General features: G+C 50.2%; 26 protein-coding genes. 2 read left to right on the top strand and 24 right to left on the bottom strand.

All coding sequences use genetic code 11. The features are described 5' to 3' along the window. Positions 1–12: 12 nt before the first annotated feature. The 8 genes from AC1DWB_RS11410 to AC1DWB_RS11375 all read right to left on the bottom strand — a co-directional run bounded on the left by AC1DWB_RS11410 (position 13) and on the right by AC1DWB_RS11375 (position 5,614). Positions 13–1,011: a hypothetical protein gene (locus AC1DWB_RS11410; RefSeq protein ID WP_477541182.1), complete on the bottom strand. Its 999-nt coding sequence runs from the start codon at positions 1,009–1,011 to the stop codon at positions 13–15. Continuing rightward, complete coding sequence (locus tag AC1DWB_RS11405) at positions 989–1,936, bottom strand: helix-turn-helix transcriptional regulator (RefSeq protein WP_477541196.1); 948 nt, start codon at positions 1,934–1,936, stop codon at positions 989–991. Before AC1DWB_RS11405 ends, AC1DWB_RS11410 begins: the two co-directional genes overlap by 23 nt. A 148-nt stretch (positions 1,937–2,084) precedes the next feature. Next, entirely contained in the window at positions 2,085–2,276 is a 192-nt protein-coding gene (locus AC1DWB_RS11400) for a hypothetical protein (protein WP_477541181.1), read from the bottom strand. 125 nt (positions 2,277–2,401) lie between these two features. Further along, entirely contained in the window at positions 2,402–2,884 is a 483-nt protein-coding gene (locus AC1DWB_RS11395) for an HIT family protein (protein ID WP_477541180.1), read from the bottom strand. 112 nt (positions 2,885–2,996) lie between these two features. Beyond that, positions 2,997–3,263 carry a YqkE family protein gene (locus AC1DWB_RS11390; protein WP_477541179.1) on the bottom strand — a complete coding sequence of 89 codons (267 nt, stop codon included), beginning with the start codon at positions 3,261–3,263 and terminating at the stop codon, positions 2,997–2,999. A gap of 61 nt (positions 3,264–3,324) precedes the next feature. Next, entirely contained in the window at positions 3,325–3,594 is a 270-nt protein-coding gene (locus AC1DWB_RS11385) for a VOC family protein (RefSeq protein ID WP_477541178.1), read from the bottom strand. Beyond that, positions 3,591–3,950 (bottom strand): MmcQ/YjbR family DNA-binding protein, encoded by a 360-nt coding sequence (locus AC1DWB_RS11380; protein ID WP_477541177.1) that lies wholly within the window; start codon positions 3,948–3,950, stop codon positions 3,591–3,593. Before AC1DWB_RS11380 ends, AC1DWB_RS11385 begins: the two co-directional genes overlap by 4 nt. Before the next feature lie 257 nt (positions 3,951–4,207). Further along, entirely contained in the window at positions 4,208–5,614 is a 1,407-nt protein-coding gene (locus AC1DWB_RS11375; RefSeq protein ID WP_477541176.1) for an FAD-dependent oxidoreductase, read from the bottom strand. 144 nt (positions 5,615–5,758) lie between these two features. On the opposite strand from AC1DWB_RS11375, the gene AC1DWB_RS11370 reads away from it, so the two are divergent. Then, positions 5,759–6,796, top strand: a complete 1,038-nt coding sequence (locus tag AC1DWB_RS11370) for a LacI family DNA-binding transcriptional regulator (RefSeq protein ID WP_477541175.1) — start codon at positions 5,759–5,761, stop codon at positions 6,794–6,796. Positions 6,797–6,870: 74 nt separating this feature from the next. On the opposite strand, the gene AC1DWB_RS11365 is transcribed toward AC1DWB_RS11370, so the two are convergent. The 5 genes from AC1DWB_RS11365 to AC1DWB_RS11345 all read right to left on the bottom strand — a co-directional run bounded on the left by AC1DWB_RS11365 (position 6,871) and on the right by AC1DWB_RS11345 (position 9,839). Continuing rightward, positions 6,871–7,374, bottom strand: a complete 504-nt coding sequence (locus AC1DWB_RS11365) for a GyrI-like domain-containing protein (protein ID WP_477541174.1) — start codon at positions 7,372–7,374, stop codon at positions 6,871–6,873. Continuing rightward, positions 7,367–7,732, bottom strand: coding sequence for a hypothetical protein (locus AC1DWB_RS11360; RefSeq protein WP_477541173.1), 366 nt, complete (start codon positions 7,730–7,732; stop codon positions 7,367–7,369). The genes AC1DWB_RS11365 and AC1DWB_RS11360 overlap by 8 nt, the downstream gene beginning before the upstream one ends. 7 nt (positions 7,733–7,739) lie before the next feature. After that, positions 7,740–8,168: a VOC family protein gene (locus AC1DWB_RS11355; protein WP_477541172.1), complete on the bottom strand. Its 429-nt coding sequence runs from the start codon at positions 8,166–8,168 to the stop codon at positions 7,740–7,742. A 30-nt stretch (positions 8,169–8,198) separates the two neighbouring features. Beyond that, entirely contained in the window at positions 8,199–8,993 is a 795-nt protein-coding gene (locus AC1DWB_RS11350) for a VOC family protein (RefSeq protein WP_477541171.1), read from the bottom strand. 87 nt (positions 8,994–9,080) lie between these two features. Continuing rightward, a complete protein-coding gene (locus tag AC1DWB_RS11345; protein WP_477541170.1) occupies positions 9,081–9,839 on the bottom strand; it encodes a sigma-70 family RNA polymerase sigma factor in 759 nt (252 codons plus the stop codon). 146 nt (positions 9,840–9,985) lie between these two features. On the opposite strand from AC1DWB_RS11345, the gene AC1DWB_RS11340 reads away from it, so the two are divergent. Further along, positions 9,986–10,300: a hypothetical protein gene (locus AC1DWB_RS11340; RefSeq protein WP_477541169.1), complete on the top strand. Its 315-nt coding sequence runs from the start codon at positions 9,986–9,988 to the stop codon at positions 10,298–10,300. A gap of 59 nt (positions 10,301–10,359) precedes the next feature. On the opposite strand, the gene AC1DWB_RS11335 is transcribed toward AC1DWB_RS11340, so the two are convergent. From AC1DWB_RS11335 to AC1DWB_RS11285, 11 genes are all read right to left on the bottom strand, one after another. Then, positions 10,360–10,884, bottom strand: coding sequence for an N-acetyltransferase family protein (locus AC1DWB_RS11335; RefSeq protein ID WP_477541168.1), 525 nt, complete (start codon positions 10,882–10,884; stop codon positions 10,360–10,362). Continuing rightward, a complete protein-coding gene (locus AC1DWB_RS11330) occupies positions 10,869–11,036 on the bottom strand; it encodes a hypothetical protein (protein ID WP_477541167.1) in 168 nt (55 codons plus the stop codon). The genes AC1DWB_RS11335 and AC1DWB_RS11330 overlap by 16 nt, the downstream gene beginning before the upstream one ends. A 105-nt stretch (positions 11,037–11,141) precedes the next feature. Further along, positions 11,142–12,584, bottom strand: coding sequence for a hypothetical protein (locus tag AC1DWB_RS11325; protein WP_477541166.1), 1,443 nt, complete (start codon positions 12,582–12,584; stop codon positions 11,142–11,144). Further along, positions 12,581–13,144, bottom strand: coding sequence for a sigma-70 family RNA polymerase sigma factor (locus AC1DWB_RS11320; protein WP_477541165.1), 564 nt, complete (start codon positions 13,142–13,144; stop codon positions 12,581–12,583). The genes AC1DWB_RS11325 and AC1DWB_RS11320 overlap by 4 nt, the downstream gene beginning before the upstream one ends. A 504-nt stretch (positions 13,145–13,648) precedes the next feature. Continuing rightward, positions 13,649–15,001, bottom strand: coding sequence for a peptidase U32 family protein (locus tag AC1DWB_RS11315; RefSeq protein WP_477541164.1), 1,353 nt, complete (start codon positions 14,999–15,001; stop codon positions 13,649–13,651). 55 nt (positions 15,002–15,056) lie between these two features. Continuing rightward, positions 15,057–16,001, bottom strand: coding sequence for a peptidase U32 family protein (locus AC1DWB_RS11310; RefSeq protein WP_477541163.1), 945 nt, complete (start codon positions 15,999–16,001; stop codon positions 15,057–15,059). Positions 16,002–16,006: 5 nt separating this feature from the next. After that, complete coding sequence (gene mltG / locus AC1DWB_RS11305; protein ID WP_477541162.1) at positions 16,007–17,074, bottom strand: endolytic transglycosylase MltG; 1,068 nt, start codon at positions 17,072–17,074, stop codon at positions 16,007–16,009. Positions 17,075–17,160: 86 nt separating this feature from the next. Then, positions 17,161–17,466, bottom strand: coding sequence for a DUF1292 domain-containing protein (locus AC1DWB_RS11300; protein ID WP_477541161.1), 306 nt, complete (start codon positions 17,464–17,466; stop codon positions 17,161–17,163). After that, on the bottom strand, positions 17,466–17,765 hold the full coding sequence (locus AC1DWB_RS11295; RefSeq protein ID WP_477541160.1) for a DUF1292 domain-containing protein: 300 nt from the start codon (positions 17,763–17,765) through the stop codon (positions 17,466–17,468). The genes AC1DWB_RS11300 and AC1DWB_RS11295 overlap by 1 nt, the downstream gene beginning before the upstream one ends. 8 nt (positions 17,766–17,773) lie before the next feature. Beyond that, positions 17,774–18,193, bottom strand: coding sequence for a Holliday junction resolvase RuvX (gene ruvX / locus AC1DWB_RS11290; protein WP_477541159.1), 420 nt, complete (start codon positions 18,191–18,193; stop codon positions 17,774–17,776). Next, on the bottom strand, positions 18,190–18,450 hold the full coding sequence (locus AC1DWB_RS11285) for an IreB family regulatory phosphoprotein (protein WP_477541158.1): 261 nt from the start codon (positions 18,448–18,450) through the stop codon (positions 18,190–18,192). The genes ruvX and AC1DWB_RS11285 overlap by 4 nt, the downstream gene beginning before the upstream one ends. Positions 18,451–18,511: the final 61 nt, after the last annotated feature.

The raw sequence follows: 18,511 nt of genomic DNA, 5'->3' as shown, positions 1-18,511 counted from the left end.
GTGTCACACTCCTTATTTGGGCGTATGAACCCCCCACCTTGGTACTGTCGATCGCTTCAAGTCTGGATACCGGTTGGATACCATACGGAAATAACCGACTGCCTGATGCTCCAACGATTGTGCTTTTCCTAAAAGCTCACAGAGCGATTTCTTATACGAAGGTTGAACACGCCGAACCCCGTTATTCGTATCCAGACAACTCTCGATTCCTGTTAAGAGCTCTGATAACGCTCCATATGTTGCGTAAGCTTCGTTAAGCTCCGGCCATAGATGCCGAACTTCGCTAAGATAACTAATGATCTCTCGACGGGAATACACGTAGGAGGCCAATATATACACAGCCCCTCCATCATCATAATCCCCTTTCGCAAGCCCCCGAATCAAGAAATCGTAAGCCAGCTTGCCGGAGGCGATATCTACATTCGGTAATGTTTTGTGAGGGGTATCCCAATCATGAATAGCCAGCCGAAGTGATTCCAGCACCATATCGGCCTTATCTACGGCAACGCGTTCTCCTACCGTCTGCACATACCAGAACGGGGTCGTGTTGACCCCTAGATTGTCATACAGGACGATAGTAGACTCCGGCGATTTACCATCCTGGACGAACAATACTTGATCCTCATCATCATACCCGTGAATGACACCGAACTCCGGGATCCAGTAAATCACTCCAACGCCTTGATCCAGAGAGTGCTTAATCCATTGTATGGCTTCCTTCTGGTAGTAGCTGAACGTCGGGTGTCGGGTTCGTCCTCCATCCCACTCGGTTAGTACGCCTAGATTATCGATTGCCGGCCGATGTTCCTGCCCCCACTGCCCGTATGCCGATACAGACATGGACAGCAGCCGTTCGTGTACGGTGAATTTGAAAGCCATTCCGCTCAAAACAGATAACATATACTTCGGGCCTTCGAACCGGTTCGCTGCTGTAAGCACCGCATACAAGCTGTCTGTAAACGACTTGGATTCCCGCTTCATCTGGATATTATCCAATCGGACGCTCGACATTCCGTCCCCCTCCTTCCTGATGCGCAGTTAGACGGCGGACCATACTGCTGCTGTGTTGCCGGAGCTTCTCGATCAGCCATTTTGGGGAAAGCAACTGCTCCCATTCCGCGACGAACAGTTGCTGCACAAACGTATCCGCCTCATAAAACTCGATCTCATATACATCCGCTTGAGCTCCTGGCCGAATGGAATATCCGTGCCAACTCGGCCCTTCTACTCGATTCTGCAGCCGTATCTTGGCTGTAAACGGCTTTCTGCGAGGTTGCGAATAATTCACCAACACGCCTGCTGCCTCGATCGATTCCTTCTCGAATACGCAGTCCGTTACGGTAACGCTTGATATTCGATCCAGGCGAAACGCACGTTGTACATTGCGTTGTTCACAGAAAGCCAGAACTGAATCATCATAATAGTGCGCAATCAGGGTATACGGATGTACCCGCAGCTGCTGGAACTCATCTTCTTCTGTGGATTCCCGGTACGTAATCAGKACGACGAACCGCTGTTCAATCGCATTCGACAGCAGTTGGACGTGTTGCATCAGCTTCGGATTCGCGTGAAATACTGGCAACCGAGTACGGTCGTCCACCTGCTGATCCTTTGTAAACCGCTCCAGCAAATCCGCAATTCGATGAATGGAATCGGCATGATCGTGTTTATATTGACGGTACCGATAGGCGAGAAATTGCAGCACCTTCTTCTCTTCTTCCGTTATGTAGAGGTGGGGCAGCACATAGGTGACGTCCTCATAGCAGTAGCCGCGTTTACCAGACACATAGAGCAGTGGAGCACGCAGCGATGTCGACATATACTCCAGGTCGCGTTGGGCCTGACGCTTCGAGATCTCGAACTGCTCCGCCAGATGGTTACTGTTCGGGTAGTTGCCCGCTCTAACCTGAGTATCAAACCAATGAATTCGATGCATGTTACTCAAGCGAATCGAACTCCCTTCTCTTATTGAACCGATGCCATCGTATGTTGCGATTATAAGCGATAAGGGTATACAGAGAAAAGGTGCCGTTCATGCATCTGTGTGACTTGAACCACACGAGATGATCAACAAGCACCGTCAATCAGGAACCGGTAATCGCGTCGACTTTAGTCTGTGGAGCATGGGCGCAACGCTTGCACACCTTCACAGGTGTCCCTTCAGTTCTTGCACGCGGATACAGCAGCTTGATTCTTGTAGCGCTGCAGATCGGACAAGTACCTCGTCCACGCGAAGGTAGACTCCAGAGTATGCGTCCACGTTTGGTTTTTGCCATTGGACATGACCCTCTTTTCTTCTTGTAAATGTATCGCCCCCTAATTGTAAAACAACTGCTACGACATAAAGTGTCGTAGCAGTTGTCGTAATCCATCTCACTCTATTCATCTTTATTTGAACACCTTAAAAATCTTTAACAATTTCTTTGGCTCTCTCAACGACATTTAGAATCTTTGATATATGGTCTGAACTTGTGTGATTGCTTCTTGAATAATTCATTACATCTCTAATTGATGAAAGTGAATTAGGAAATTCATTCATCCATTCTAATCTTGGAAACAACCATATATGAAAGTGCTTCGAACGTTCTTCGAAAATGATTGAGTATTCAATAGAGGGATTAATTTTGCAAGCTATCTCCCTAGCGCGAAAAATCAAGGTACTTAGTTCTTTTTGTTCATCTGAATTCATTTCATAATAAAACTTAAAATGTCTTTTGGATGAGATGCAAAAAAATCCTTCAATTGGTATTTCTGGATCTTGATGCAAAAGGAAATGGTTAGATTGAAAAATAAACCCTCCTGGGGTTTCAAATGTTCCTTCTACTATGGAGCAGCCAACACAATCTACCTCAAACTCTTTACCCAAAAAATTTTTTCTAATCACAGTCAAATGTCTCCAATCCTATTAATTTTCAAGAGTTCTTGTCCTATATCGTTAATTTGAAAAAAGCCGCAATAAGCGGCTTCTTGTACGAATATGTTCTTGACATCCGACATTACTTATACTTACTCCAGTCCTTGCCATTGCTGTTATTGAGTAAATGCTCAAAATCGTTCTCCAGCCGCTTCAGTTCTGCCCTACGGGCTTCATCCGCTGCTATGCGAATATCTTCCTTGCGTTTCGCTTCCTCCGCCTTCATTCCGTCCGCCTGTGCCTTTAGCTTGCTCAGCACTTCTGGTTTCAACAAATCCTTTAACGTTGTAGCCTTGTCGTCGGATTCTGATTTGGGCTTCGGGGTAAAAGATTGCTTGTTCTTCTTCATGGCGTCACATCACCTCATCTTCCATACATCAATACCATTATACCACGATGAAGCCGCGACCTCACTGTTCATGAATCGCTGAATAGCGCTTCTGCATTTCCTCCGGGGATATATCCTCGATGGTAGTCATGATCAGCCAGTGGTGACCGAACGGATCCTTCACAGAACCCGCCCGTTCACTGAAGAACTGATCGGCCATTGGCGACACAACTACCGCACCTGCGGCGACAGTCTGATTATAGAGCTGATCGGCATCGTCCACCTTCAGATGAATGCCGACTGAGGTGTTGCCGAGCGTCTCGGGACCGACGATGCCGTTCGGATCGGTCAATCGGTATAGTTAGCCGAAGCCGCCGCATCATAAGCGGCAATCAATCGTTTAGGCGAGACGCAGCGCCAAGCTTGGATTATGATACCCTGAAGTTCCTCCCACGGGATCAAGTCCATACGGACGACCATGTAATTCAGATTGGAGAAGCTCGTAGGTACGCTGTACACATCGGGGTCCAGCGTCGTGTAAGCCGCCCTGTCATCCCTCGTACACTTCACAACAAGCGATACCCCGTCTTCCTGAATTACGGCAAAAATTTTATTCCTGACCCGGAATGACGGCTTCCCCCAATGATCATGTTCCTCTGCCTCCGGCATGGATAGCGCAACCTGACGCGCTTCATCGGCTGTAACCACGATACCTCGCCCTCCCATCACCTGTTTATTCGAATTGTATCGATTATCTCGCGCCGTGTATTGTAAATATTTTACCTCATCAACCGGTACACTTCCATGTACGCCTTCTATGCGTCGCGGTTGTATCCATAAAATCCATTGTAGAGTGAAAGAAAACGAAAAACCTCTGCAGCAGATTCGCTTCAGAGGTCCTTCGTGGAAAAGTTCGCTTAACTTGTTCAAAGTCACTCCCTGAGCCGCAATACGACGAATTAAAGCTACGCCTCATCGTCGTATTGTACGGCGGCTCCTGCCCCTACAAGCGCCACAGCACTTGCACGGCCTGGATGCTCGCCCAGCCACGCTCCCTGCTCGATAAGCTTCCGCTGCAGCTCCGGCACCGGCACCTCGCGGAAGCCGCTTCCAGCGATGCTGGCCATCGCGGCCGCCGTACCGGCCGCCTGGCCCATAGCGAAGCAGTTCGGCATGACGCGCAGCGAGCCTTGCACCGGGCGGTCGGACGAGACGGAACGTCCCGCTACGATCAGGTTCGACTTGCCTTGCGGCAGCATGCAACGGTAAGGAACGCCATGTGATTCGCCCTTAGGCAAATGCTTGACGACCATCGTGCTGCTGGAATTGGCCAGATGAATGTCGATGAAGTACGAGTTGCGGGCAATGTCGTCTTCGAACGTACGCATGGTCAAGAAGTCTTCCACAACGAGTGTATAATCGCCAGCAATACGGCGGGTTTCACGGATTCCAATCTGATCGCCGGAGTGCACGAGATGGATGTGCTCGAAGCCGCCTACATACTTACGCAAGAACTGGATTTGCCTGAGGATCAACTGGCGTCCTTCAATCGCAGCGCGGGTCAAATCTTCCGCCTTCGTCCCGTCGATGCCGAAGACGTGCCCGAAGTTGAAGCCAGCGATCGTGTCGCTTACCCAAGCTATCCCTGATATTCGCTTGCGGCCCTCGGGAAGATCACCGTTCTTCTGCGCTTCGATCACGGTCTGCTCCAGCTGTCCGTTCTGTCCGGTCTCCTGCAAATACTTAACGAACTTGGCTTTATCCGCCCCCGCCACGATATAGCACATCGTCCCAGGCTGCAGCTCCCCCTGCTCTCCTCCGACTTGGAACGGCACACCGCTCAGCGCAGCCAAGTCAGCATCGCCCGAAGCGTCGATGTACAGCTTCGCTTGTACGACCGAGCGACCGGTCTTGTTGCTGATAACTAGACCCGTAATACGGTCGCCATCCAGCAGCACTTGATCCGCGATCGTATGGAACAGAACCTTAGCTCCGCTGGCTAACACTTCTTCGTCATACACCCGCTTCAACGTCTCTACATCGATCGGCACCCAATCCAACCGCTCCTTATAGAGACTCAAGAACGTCTCACCCGAAGCTTGTTTCATCTTCTCCAACAGATCCAGCCCAATGCCACGAATGACCGGCTTCTTGCCGTCCGTATAAGGGCAGAAGGCTGGCACTAATGCCGCCGTCCCCATACCGCCTAAATAACCCCGTTGCTCGATGAGCAGCGTATCTGCGCCGTTACGGGCAGCAGCAATAGCAGCTGCAATACCCGATGCGCCGCCCCCTAGGACAACTACATCCGGCGTATAGGAGACTGGAAGCTCCGATGATACGCTAATCGTACGCTTAACTTGCTGTGACATTTGATTAATCGCCTCCAAACAATGTGTATACCCTCATTATAGGAAGTATGGCGACCTGAACTAGTTTAATTTTTGTTTAAGTTAAAAACAGATTCATGGTACGATAGGATTACGAATCCAAGTAACATAACGAGGTAGTTCATCATGCCCATTCGCAAGACGATTACGCAACAGACGATAGCACGTGAGCTCGGCTTGACGGTCCAGACCGTCTCCAAAGCGATTAAAGGCAAGCCCGGCATGGCCGAATCTACGCGGAAGCTCATCATGCAGACGGCCGAGCAACTCGGCTACTTCACCAATGACCAAATTCGCAGCATGCGAGCGGAATTCATCGCACCCTATCCGAACGAACGCCGACGATTCCTGCTCGTTCAGACTCAACAGTCCGTCAGCTATAACCGTCTGCTACTCCAAGGACTGCACGAACGTTTCGAGTCATTCGGTCATCAGGTCGAGTTAGTTCGATTACCCGAGTCGATACGCGAGCCCGCGATGTCAGGGTGGATCGAACAGAATGGCATCGAGTTTGCCGACGGTATATTCATAGCGCCTAGCATCGTCCCCAGAGCATGGGAGCAGCACCTTCTTCGACTGCCTGTGCCTAAGATTCTGCTCAATTTTCCACATTCAGGTACCCGCGTGGATAGCGTCATCTGGGACATCTATGAAGCGACGTACCAAGCCGTCGATTACCTCCGAAGTATCGGACACCGTAAGTTGATGTATGTGGGAGATACTTATGGACAACGCGGGTTCATCTTGCGCTGGCAAGCTTTCCAGCAAGCAATGCGGGATTTCGGAACCGCTGTTGATCCGGTCGCTCATTCAATCGGCGAACGATCGAACCGCTCCCAATGGATCGAGGATATGCGCAGTAAGATCGTGCAACATGCACCCAGCGCGATTATTTGCGGCATCCACGGGGAAGTCGTGGATGTACTCACCATATGCGCGGAGCTGCAATTGAAAGTTCCCGAGCACGTTTCCTTCATTGGCTTTTTGCATGAGCAGCATGATTCTCTTCCCCTGTTCACCCGACCGCTCCTCTCGATCAGAGAGACAGGCTACCGCGCTGCCGACCGTATGCTGTGGCGGCTATCGAATCCTACCCTCCCATTCGAGCATACTCGAATACAAGGCGAATTGTTCGTTGGCCACACCACAGCGCCATTGCGATAACACCATCCGACCATGTTGAAAGCCGGAACTCCCTTGCATGAACAAGGAAAGTCCGGCTTTCTATTCAGCACCAACTATTCTTTTACAGGTCCATACACGTCCACTGTAACCCATTCTTGAGGCGTGCACACTTTGTCGAACCGATATTTCTCCAGTATCATTTTCTTCTCATGAATAGCAAGCCCGTTCTCTTTCCTGTATTGGGCAAGCGATTCGTACGGATCAGGGTTCATCGGATGCAGTCCATCATAATATACCGCTGCGCAAGTGGACTCTGCTATTGTGAAACCCATCATTCCCTCCGGAATATCAGACAATTCTTGAACCTGCATACAGTAAAAGTATGTAAACATCGTTTCGCAGCTATACCATGGTGCCCAATACGTCTCCGGGTCTATCACATGTTGAATCTCATCCTTACGTTCCATGAACAATTGCTTGGTCTTCCCGATCTTGCTGAAATCACCATCCTTGAACGATACGATGAGCGGGAACCCGACCATCTTCATTTCTGCCAGCTTCTCCAGACGTACGGGTTCGGCTTGGCGTGGACTGCTTGCCATGGATTGTTCAGTCATGTTTGCCATCTCCTTCAATGTTGGTATACAAATCAGCTTCCGTCTCTTCCCAACGGAATGGCCGACGATGAAACTCTATTCGCAGCTTGTCATGTGCGGACCAGCCTTGATCGGCTAAGCAGCGGTCGAGTACCTCGTACGTTGTGCAAGTGTCCAAAGCAGCTCCATAGTGCCATTTCAGCCCATATCGCTGAGCAGGAACGACGAGCAGGTCGAAGGCTTGCGGCCATTTCTCATCCGCACCTGCTAAGTGATACCCAATGAACACTTGCGGTTCCGCACGATCATCACTCACGACGACCAATCTGTTTCGACTGCCTCGCGGGATCTCTTGCTCGACCTGTTGTATGTTCTGCATCCACGTTTCAGCTGAACCACGATCCCCATCGATACATACGCCTGCCAACCTTAACTCCGGTAACTCCTTGATCCGATACTCGAAATGCTGCCCCATCCCCATGATGTTGCCGTCCCCGTCCGTAAAAAGTAAACCCGGCGTTATCGGTGTTCCAATGGATGGGTGTAACCTGTACAGCCGCCGCAGTCAACGCTGCATGCGTACGCTCTATATCATCAGATTGCAATTGGATCGTCGGATGCGCCAACGGAGCAGCATCTTCTGCATGGATTAGATGGAACAGAAACTTGCCATTCGCATGCAACTCCGCATAATACTTGCCATCGGTTGGACCTTCCGTCATCCCTAGATGTTCCCTATACCATGCAGCGGCACGCTTCACGTCTCTCACATGCAACGTAACGCCTGGCTTTTCTCCTAGAACGCCGATGCTCATCGAATCCACACCATTCCTTTTCCGTTATAATTAAGCCATGACCGGCACACGAGAAGCGATGGCTATACGGATACCACTCGGATCTGTTATTTCACAAGACAATTGATGCCTCGTCGTCACAATATCGGTTGGACGGCCATTCCGTTCGCGCAGCTGCCGGTGCGTCTCCTGCAAGTCGTCTGTCAGCATGCAGAAGTAAGCTCGTTTGGAAACTCCGCCCTTCTCAGCATACACTTGCGCCGAATCCCCATACACGAGTAGGGTCAGCAGTGTCTCTTCTTCACCCAGCCGTAGATCCGCTCCGTTGTTCCAACGGTTCGTCACGGTGAAGCCCAGCATATTCGTGTACCATTCGAGCGACTGTTCCAAATCGCACACCGGTACGAACAGTGCATTCACACCGTCCAGCAGAGTTGTTCTCCATGGCGTCTCACGGTAATATGGCGATGCCAGGCGTTCATAGCAAAGCCCTAGCCGATTTCCATCAGGATCATTGATCTGAAAGATCGTCACATACTTGCCTTCCAGCCAAGCGTAGGTCTCACACCCTCTGTCATTCAACAAGGACCGTGTCGCAGCGGGATCAAGTGTGCGTAGGTTGAATACCGTCGTCCACCCCTCATCATCCAGAACCCCAAGTGGTTGAGTCGGCACTTCCTTGTAAAGTGTGACGGTTGTTCCACCCCCGTAGACGTTCAACTCTGCCTCGTGGTCGTCCGAACGAATCAGTGTCAATCCGAGTCGTTCTCGGTACCACTTCACAGACTTGGTTACATCGGATACAGGAATCCGGACTGTGCCGATGCTTGTAAATGTGGAATTCACATACATTCTCCTTCCATTCAAATTTTGATTACTCCTTCTACTAAACGCACAATTGCAGACGATCCTAACGGTCACGCCAAAAATATATTATCGTTTCGTATAAATCATAATCTCGATGCCATTCGGATCACGAATGACGAACTGTAACACCTCTCCAACTTTGCCTATCCTGCTGATTGCCAAGCCCGAGCTTCCGAGCTGCAAATACGCCCGAATCATACGATCGGGGTCATGTCGTTCGAAGGCGCGAACTAACGATTGGATGAACCCCTGGTTAGCTGCAGATCCTGCGGAAGCAATTACAGACCGAGGCAGCACAGTCTCATGAGCTCCATCGGCCAGTAGTTGTCTCACATTCGCCCGGGCCCGGCTGAGCGCCATCGTAACGGCCCCTTCGGAAGCGTCGATCCGCTTGGCGGTTTCTTTGGCCGTGAAAGCGTACACATCCATCAGCAGCAAAACTGTAGCTTGTCTGGCCGGAAGCCGGTGCAGTACGGTTTCCAGCGCCTCTCTGAGCTCCAATCCTTCCGGAAGCGAACGATTCGTCTCGATCCCGATCATAGTCGAGTCCGGAAGCACTGAAGAAACCGGAAGCCGCGATCTGCGGAACATATCGATCCAGGTGCGCTTGGCAATCGTATACAGGAAAGCCCGGGTCACGGGTCGGGAAGCATCGTTCAACAAGGCTCGATAAGCTTTCATCAACGTCTCCTGCACCAAATCATCGGCATTCCATTCGTTACCGGTCAGGCGGATACATTGTATACGTAGTCCAGCTGCAAGTGGCTCCACTTCATCGCGGAACCGTTGCTCTACGTCGATATCCAGCTTTATTTGATTCGACATGAATAGTTCACCATATCAGACAATTGGAGTCCGTCTGTTCCTAGTTTCATGGGTGTGATAAAATACAGTCGACAACGGGTCACTCTAATAATTGAGTGTTCCGCCGGATGTCAGCCAGCCAAAATCAAACGTTCGGAGGCCAACGTGTGAATACTACAAAAATGATGCAATCCTTACATACCACTCTAAACAACTGGAAATCCTTGTCGGGAGCGCAACATGATGAAGCAGAAGCGACCGCCAATGAATTCGAGTCTTCATTCTACAAGTTCATCGATGAAGTTAGAGAATGGTTCCAGTCATTAGATCCAAGACCGCAAACTTTAGAGGTTTTTCTCGCACTCCCCTTAGTCGCAGAGATGATGCATTCGCTGCCTGAGCCGCTGCACTTGAACTTCGAGACGGAAGCCGAGCTCATCATTGAGCAGAAAATCCGAAACAACGAGGACAATTACGATTAAGGTCTTTTTCCACCTCGACAACCCCTATATTTATTCAACTGATCGACCTTTATTTCCTTTTAATCTACAATCCCTTTTTCCAACATTTTATAGTAGAAGATCTTTGCACTTAATGAACCATCGGCAGATTTCGCATAATTAGGAATGCGTCCAGCCTGAACATAGCCAAGTGAGGCATACAGCTGATTGGAAGGGTCACCTTCTCTTGTATCGAGAACTAGTAATGACCTTCCCGCCTGCTTGGCTGCTTGTTCAGCCTGTAGCATCAAAGCACGACCAATACCGTTCCGTCGATAATCAGGGTGAGTCATGACCTTGGCGATCTCGGCTCTGTGACTACCGTTAGGCTTCATACACAGATGTAGCTGAGCACTGCCGACGATCAGATTGTTGATCCGAGCAACGAGTAGCACCACTTCAGAGCTTGGTACCGACTCCCAGTAGTTCATCGAATCTGCTAAGCTGAGCGGCGGCAGGAAGCCAATCGACGCCCCCTCATCCACTACCCGAATCAGTAGCTCCGCAAGCTCATCCCCATGTTCTCCTATAGTGTCCAGTTGTTCAATCACTACCTCGTGAGCCATATCATCAATCCTTTCACCAAAATAATGTCATATTGAGTGGGGGCCGCAGTTTCCAAACCGATCACTCCACGATCATGCTTACTTTGCTGCTCCAGGGAGCGGGCTATGGAGTCCTGCCGCGATCCATAGCCCAGCCATTTCTCAATGAGCATAAGCTATTCGAACTTCCTTGCGAGTTTGAAACGCCGCGTACAAAAGCTTAAGCCCTGTACCTGACAGCGAATCATGACCATAGCAGCGTGAGATTAGGACTACAATTACTTGCCGGCCAGTGAGGCTGCAGGACTTGCCCACTCCAGCTGCCAAGGACCCCGGTACAGCACTTGCCCTTCTTTTACCGTAAACGAGTACTGCTTCTTATTCTCTGGCTGGATCGGGAATTCCATGAATTCGATCGCACCGGTAGCCTCGTCAAACTTCGTCTCATAACCACCGTTTATCCCGTTAATCTCCACATTAAACATTAACAACGATTGAGCAGCAGCCACATCATAACGAGGATCGAAATATACGCGAACATTATCGACAGGCAATCCGTTCTGGTTCTGTCTTACTCGTTCCGTCTTCACAATGTCCACAGGGAAGCCCAGAATCGATACCTGCTTGTGAACATCGAGCTGCCCATCAGCAGGAATTGGTACACGAATCACCAAGGGCTTCTTCATTTGTATATCTAGCAGCATGCTAGGTATATTCAGTTTGACCGCTTGCTGCTCAGCTATAGGATCATAATAGAACTCGTTCTTTCCCGGATAAGCTGCATCCCGATGAATCGTAAGCTCTTGACCGGACTCGGATGTCAATCTAGGCTGATCCATATAGTCGTACGGACCGAATCCATATGTTTCCAACCGCGAGTCGGGTGGCAATTGGGAAATAAGCGTCACCTTGACTCGTTCCCCCTCAACGGGTGCAGTTACAGCCGTTAAGCTGATTCCTTCCATAATCGCCGTGCTGCCAAGGTCCTCAATACGGTCTGCCTGGCCTGCATGCTCAAGGGTAACCGGTATTCGCTCGGCAACGTCCGGGATCACCAACTCCATCCCATCCGTTATCCGAATCGGCCCTCTGTAATAGTAACCTCCCATCCATTCTCTCGCATATTGCAGCGTACTGAACCCGAACGCATACCGATCCCCCTTATCGTTCACCAATTCCAATGACTTGAAGGATGGAACTCGACTACCCGTTATCGAAATCTGGGATAGTTTGTCGCCGATCTGGATGCCCCTAATCTCAAGTCGGCCCTCTCCGAACATCTTCACAATCGAGGTGGGCAGCACATAGCGGACATGATCATCACCGAATTGTTGCACAGTTGCGAAGCCCGGAATAAACTGAATCACTTTTCGCACTTGGGCCCGCACCTCTGGGGAGACTAGAGCAACGGAAGCGATTAACACGATAGCGAGTATGGAGGCGGCTAAAGTCATTTTCCAATTGCTTCGCTTAACGGGGCGGATGTGCAGATCGACAGGCGTACCAGGAGACGATGAATTCGACGTAGCAGATCGCTCGACCTGGCTAATGGTAATTCCAGTATCTGAAAGGCCAAGCTTAGCGAAAGTACGAGCTTTGATCAAGGCAAGCCGCTCATCATCGCGCTCCACTCCTCCAACCTCTATGTCCCCTACCTCGGCTTGGGAGACATCCAACTGATCGGTCCATTTGAATACCAGCTTCTCATCCTGTATGCTCACGACATCTCCTCCTTGGTGATCGGGTCCAGCCTCTGCTTTAATCGTTTCCTCGTACGCCCAAGCCGACTTTCAACCGCTTTGCGAGTTAACCCCAAGCTCTCCGCTATCGTATCCAGTGACTCGTAATAGAAGTAACGCTTGTAAAATATCGTTCGGTCCGGTTCATCCAATGAATCGATTAGTCGAATGAGCTCTTCTTGCTCTTCCTTCATCAGCACAGCATGTTCTGTATTCGCACGGTCGGGTGAATCTTCCTCCAGTACTTGCATATCTGGTCGAATGGTACGTTTCCTGCGGTAATCGAGCGCCTTGTATTTGGCTAGTATAAGCAACCACGTCTTCAAGGTTCCTCTACCTGAATCATACTCCTCGATCCTATGCCACCCTGCTATGAATGCATCACTTACACATTCCTCGATATCTTCCTTCGGGCAAACCCCATGAAGCATTCTGGTGACGAGTCCAAGCACATGAGCTCCATACATATCCATCAACCGCCCCAACCCGGCAGCATCTCGTCTCTTCAGTTGTTCAACCAACTCATAATCCGGTAGTTCCATCGAAGCACCTCAGAATCGTAGGATGTCTGGTTCTACTCTATACTACGTCAACAAAAAGGACCATCCCTCACGGATATGGGAGAAATGTACTGTTCACTTTAGGTGCTAACTGGAATACCTCCCGCTAATTTCTGAATTTGAAGCGATCTACGCAGATTACCTGGAAAACCTCTAGCTATTTTCGAGGGAATTGCTCTTTTCTGATAAATTGGCTAATAATAACAGGATGTTTTCCAGGTAAATACCTAATTTCAGGGCTAGCGCCACATTTAGCAGGAGGATTTCCAGTTATACAACTAATGCAAAGGCAGAGCACAGGGTGGGCAAACCTAGCCTTACAACAAATAACCCATCCGGCAGGATGCCGGATAGGTTATTCACACGAAAGGACCCATCACTTTACTTCACATCAATTCACTTACTTCAATGAACGTCACTAACGGCGCGTCAATTAACGTCACTTCATTCACGCACGACGCGAAAACCCGCGAAACCCTATCGCCATTACTTCTTCTTCCCTGTCTGCTTACGCATCATATCGAATTCCTTCACAGGATGTTCCACCTTGAAGCGTACGGGCTGCAGCGGGTGTCGGGCAGCATCGAGCTCTTGGCCCGCTTCGTCCCACAAGGTCCCAACCTTCTGCTGGAAGAACGTCCCACCCGGACCGAAAAACTCCACTTCCTGCCCTGGCTTGAAATGATTACGTTGCTGAACCGTCGCAATGCCGGTCGCTTCGTCATACGCCAGCACGAGTCCGGCGAAGTCGAAATCGACCCGCTTGTCCTCCGGTCCGAAGATGTGGTCTTCATGATCTGGATCGTCGAAGAAGAAACCGGTGTTCAACGGACGATTAGCCGCTTTGTAGATTTCCTCCACCCAAGCCGGATTCAGCTTATAATTGTCTGGATCTTCGTAATAGGCATCGATCGCTTGACGATAAGCATTGACGACGGTCGCCACATAGTGAATGCTCTTCATCCGTCCCTCGATCTTGAAGCTCTCTACACCGGATTCGATCATCTGCGGCACATATTCGATCATACACAAGTCCTTGGCGCTCATCATGAACGGATCTTCGTTCGGGAACAACGCCACATCCTGGGCGCCTTGCTTGAATCGCCGCAGCGTCTCGTCTGCCATAGCTGCTTCTTCAGAGACGAGCGTCTCGACATTCATCCCGCCGTCTTCGAACAGATCGTACTTCCATCGACACGACTGACAGCAGCCGCCACGGTTCGAATCGCGGTCTGTGAAGTGGTTGGATAACACGCAGCGGCCCGAATAGGAGCTGCACATGGCACCATGAATGAACGTCTCGATCTCGATATCGACCTTTTGCTTGATCTCTTCGATCTCTTCCATGTTCGCTTCCCGTGCCAAGACGACACGATGCACACCTTCGTCCTTCCAGAACTGCACAGCTTGCCAATTCATCGTCGACTGCTGGGTACTCAAGTGAATCTCTATCTTAGGCGCTGCTTTCTTGCATATCTCGATAATGGCCGGATCAGCCACGATAATAGCGGCAATGCCAGCCTCCTGCAAGTTGCGGAGATAATCTTCGATGCCCTCGATGTCCTCATTGTGAGCATAAATATTAGCGGCCACGAACACCTTCGCACCGTACTGCTTGGCGAACTCGACCCCTTCACGCATTTCCTCGAAGGTGAAGTTGTCTGCACTGGAGCGCAGCCCATACTTCTGCCCGCCTATATATACAGCATCTGCCCCATAGCGGACGGCGAACTTCAACTTCTCCAAGCTACCGCCCGGCGCTAGCAGCTCCGGCTTAGGAGGCAAGCGACGCTTCCCGTTAACCGCGACAGTATCTTTTTCTTTTACCCATATTCCCATGTTCTTCACCTCTCTGTTACAGCCTTAGCCTAGCCTTACCTACTACTTACCTATATTAATACACTTGTTCTTTGTAGAAGAAACCGAACGACAATTCCCGCTCCGGCTGCTGCAGCTCCCGAATCGGATCCAGCCACGCGGCCTCGTCGAAAGAGTAATTCGCCGGGTTAGCCATATAAGCATCGATCGCTTGTCGGTAGCAGCGGACAACAACTTCATTGTAATCTGCCGACTTCAGCATTCCCTCAACCTTCAGACTATCAATACCCGCCTCCAGCAGCTCGTGAATGCTCTCCACCATACAGATATCATCCGAACTCATGATGTGCGTTCCGTTGCGGTCTTCGTAGACCGGGTATCGCTCGTCTTGACGCTCTTCTTCGATCAGGAACAGCTTGCGGTCCGCTCCCAGATTCTCATCTGTCGGATCCTGACCCTGATGGTCGTAGTAATTGCTGACGAGTGACCGCTTGGAATGATAAATGTTCGTCATCCCATGAACCTGCACTTGTACTTCAAGTTTGGCTTGACGCTTGAATTCCAGCACTTGCTCCATGTTCAGTTCACGGGCCAGAATGACCCGGGAAGCGCCCTTCGTTCCCCAATAATTCGCCGTCACATAATTCGTGGATGTCATCTCGGCGTTCCAGTGTAACGGGATCGAGACGCCGGCTTGCTTCATCGCAATCAACACAGCCGGATCGCCGAACGTGACCGCATCCACGCCTGGTTCGTGCAGCAACTTCAAGTAGCTGGGAAGCTCCGGCAACACGGCGTTATCCATAATGTTGTTGCAGACGGCATAGACACGAGCACCCTTCACATGCGCATAGCGAACCGCTTCCGCCGTATCGCCTGGAGGGAAGTTACCGGGTAACCGCATCCCGAAGCGCGGGTCTCCAATCTGCACAGCGTCGGCCCCTGCATCGATCAGCCGAATCAATTCCTCTAAGGAGCCAGCTGTAGCCAGCAGCTCCGGCTTGTAAGTCGTCCCTGACAAGCGAATCACCTCTTCTTATTGCTTAGCTCAATATTTTTCAAATGCTGTTCGTACGTTTTGGCAAAATAATGCGTACTCGAGCCATCTTTCTTCGTGACATAGAACAAAAAGTCCGTGCTAGCCGGGGTCAGCACCGCCTGAATCGACTTCAGACTTGGGCTAGCAATGGGTCCGGGCGGCAAGCCCGCTATCCAGTACGTATTATATGGATTCTGGATCTGGAGATCCTTCTCGAACAGTCGTTCCTTCGGCTTGTCCAGCACATACTGAACCGTTGCGTCGATCTGCAACTTCATATTCTGTTTCAGTCGATTGAGGATGACGCCAGCGACCAGAGCACGTTCCTCATCGACCACAACCTCGCGTTCTACTAGCGAAGCAACTGTAAGCAACTGATGGAACGTGAATCCGCTCGCCTTGAGTGAGTCCTGCCAATTGGCAGGCAGTGTGTCCAGCTTACGATCCATCTCCTGCAGCATCAGGTCTATAATTTCCTTCTCCGTGCTGCCCTTCTTCATCTCATACGTCTCCGGGAACATATACCCTTCTAGCCGGTGCTTAAGCGCTGCTTCCTCGTTCAACTGTGCGACCCATGGATGACCCGCTGAGAAAGCAGACTTGGCATCAGCGGCTTGCAGGAATGATTCTCGATTGACGATGCCCTGTGCGCTCAGCTTGTCTGCGATCTGCAAGACGGTGAACCCTTCGGGAATCGTGAACCGAAACATGTCCTCTTTCACCGTATCGCCTTGATTCAATCGGGCGATAATTTCAGACAGGGAAGTTCCCGGTCGAAACACATAGTTCCCTGCCTGAAACTTCGAGCCTTCACCTTTATACTTCAAGTATACTGTAAAAATCATGGCATCGCGAATGAGCCCTTCCTGCTCCAACAAATCAGCGATTTGCGAAGAATTGGAACCGACCGGAATCGTCAAGGCTATTTCCTCGTCACGAGCTTCTACCGGCTTCAGCGAGGAAGACACATACAAGCCGCCCCCTACCACTGCACCAGCAACAAGCAGAAGAAGTACGAGGAGTGTTCCTACTATCCATTTTACACGTTTATTCATCGTATCAGTCCCCTGTAACATTACAAAACGAGCGGCTCAGCACCGCTCGTTCGTCAACTCTTCACTTCATGTCGGAACGGTTCCGTTCAGTTAGAAGGAAACATCCGGTCGTCCACAATCTCGGAAACCGTCTCCCATTCGTCATCGTCCTCGATCGTCTCGAGCTCAGGCTCTTCTCCATCTCTTACCGTTACCTTGAACAGAGCTACCTCGTGTTCCTTGCGAAGCGCTTCCGATTGCAGGGCGGCATAGATCTGGGACTCAAGCTCGAATTCGGTCATGATGCGATGGACCGTTGACTCGCCCTGTTCATCGAACAGGACGATGTCTTTCCCGTACAGATCCCTCAGAACACGGACCTCAACGGCGTTTGGAAATGAGTTCGCACTCATTATTCCTTGTCCTCTTGTTCCAACTCAGCAACCAAAGTGTTGAACGTTTCTTCGACCATATCCCACTCTTCTTCATCTTCAATCGTGAAGAGCTGCAGATCGTCGCCTTCTTCTTCGTAGCGGAATGCATATACTTCGTCGGTTTCTTCGTCCCCGTTCACAGGAACAACCATCATGTACTTCTTATCCGAATCATCCAGCTCGAATTTCATAATGACTTCGAACTCTTCCTCGTTACCATCTTCATCCGGAATAAAAATGATTTCCGGTTCTTCTAAGTTTTTGTCGTCGTTCGCCATGGCGCACCTCACCTTTTCGATTTGTAGTCCAAAAAGCCTTGCAAAATCAACACAGCGGCCATCTTATCAATAACCAACTTGCGTTTCTTTCGACTTACATCGGCTTCAATCAGGGTTCGTTGCGCAGAAACCGTTGTTAGCCTTTCATCCCAAAGATGTACAGGTAACTGTAGTGTTTCTTCCAAAGTGCGGGCAAATGCCATGCAAATTTCGCCTCTTGAACCAATTGTACCATTCATATTCTTGGGTAACCCGACTACGATCTCGGTAACGTCATACTGTTGTATGATTTCACCGAGTCGAGTTAGATCATCCTCGGGTTTCTTCCTTCGAATCGTCTCCACGCCCTGCGCCGTCCAACCGAACTCGTCGCTGACCGCTACTCCGATCGTCTTGTCTCCGTAGTCCAATCCCATGATTCTGATCATTTATGCTGCTGCAGGTAACTGCGAACCAGTTCTTCGATCAACTCATCCCGCTCCCGCTTGCGAATCATACTGCGGGCATTGTTATGTCGCGGAATGAAGGCTGGATCGCCGGAGAGCAAGTAGCCCACAATCTGGTTGATCGGATTATAGCCTTTTTCCTGAAGCGCGTCATAAACGGTCAATATGACTTCCTTGGACGATGTCTCTATTCCTTCAGCTTTCACATCGAATTTCATCGTCTTATCCATATGGTTCATCGCCAAGCACCCCCGGTTCCTAAACCCATTATAACCTCTATATTTGTATTATTCTCTGCTC

Source organism: Paenibacillus sp. P4_E11, assembly GCF_056401635.1.
This window is presented reverse-complemented; position numbering and strand designations above follow the sequence as displayed.

Bases quoted from the DNA above. Each gene is read 5' to 3' on its own strand.
- AC1DWB_RS11410 (WP_477541182.1), bottom strand. From the start codon at position 1,011: ATGTCGAGCGTCCGATTGGATAATATCCAGATGAAGCGGGAATCCAAG.
- AC1DWB_RS11400 (WP_477541181.1), bottom strand. From the start codon at position 2,276: ATGGCAAAAACCAAACGTGGACGCATACTCTGGAGTCTACCTTCGCGT.
- AC1DWB_RS11390 (WP_477541179.1), bottom strand. From the start codon at position 3,263: ATGAAGAAGAACAAGCAATCTTTTACCCCGAAGCCCAAATCAGAATCC.
- AC1DWB_RS11375 (WP_477541176.1), bottom strand. From the start codon at position 5,614: ATGTCACAGCAAGTTAAGCGTACGATTAGCGTATCATCGGAGCTTCCA.
- AC1DWB_RS11370 (WP_477541175.1), top strand. From the start codon at position 5,759: ATGCCCATTCGCAAGACGATTACGCAACAGACGATAGCACGTGAGCTC.
- AC1DWB_RS11365 (WP_477541174.1), bottom strand. From the start codon at position 7,374: ATGACTGAACAATCCATGGCAAGCAGTCCACGCCAAGCCGAACCCGTA.
- AC1DWB_RS11360 (WP_477541173.1), bottom strand. From the start codon at position 7,732: ATGCAGAACATACAACAGGTCGAGCAAGAGATCCCGCGAGGCAGTCGA.
- AC1DWB_RS11355 (WP_477541172.1), bottom strand. From the start codon at position 8,168: ATGAGCATCGGCGTTCTAGGAGAAAAGCCAGGCGTTACGTTGCATGTG.
- AC1DWB_RS11345 (WP_477541170.1), bottom strand. From the start codon at position 9,839: ATGTCGAATCAAATAAAGCTGGATATCGACGTAGAGCAACGGTTCCGC.
- AC1DWB_RS11335 (WP_477541168.1), bottom strand. From the start codon at position 10,884: ATGGCTCACGAGGTAGTGATTGAACAACTGGACACTATAGGAGAACAT.
- AC1DWB_RS11330 (WP_477541167.1), bottom strand. From the start codon at position 11,036: ATGCTCATTGAGAAATGGCTGGGCTATGGATCGCGGCAGGACTCCATA.
- AC1DWB_RS11320 (WP_477541165.1), bottom strand. From the start codon at position 13,144: ATGGAACTACCGGATTATGAGTTGGTTGAACAACTGAAGAGACGAGAT.
- AC1DWB_RS11315 (WP_477541164.1), bottom strand. From the start codon at position 15,001: ATGGGAATATGGGTAAAAGAAAAAGATACTGTCGCGGTTAACGGGAAG.
- mltG (WP_477541162.1), bottom strand. From the start codon at position 17,074: ATGAATAAACGTGTAAAATGGATAGTAGGAACACTCCTCGTACTTCTT.
- AC1DWB_RS11300 (WP_477541161.1), bottom strand. From the start codon at position 17,466: ATGAGTGCGAACTCATTTCCAAACGCCGTTGAGGTCCGTGTTCTGAGG.
- AC1DWB_RS11295 (WP_477541160.1), bottom strand. From the start codon at position 17,765: ATGGCGAACGACGACAAAAACTTAGAAGAACCGGAAATCATTTTTATT.
- ruvX (WP_477541159.1), bottom strand. From the start codon at position 18,193: ATGATCAGAATCATGGGATTGGACTACGGAGACAAGACGATCGGAGTA.
- AC1DWB_RS11285 (WP_477541158.1), bottom strand. From the start codon at position 18,450: ATGAACCATATGGATAAGACGATGAAATTCGATGTGAAAGCTGAAGGA.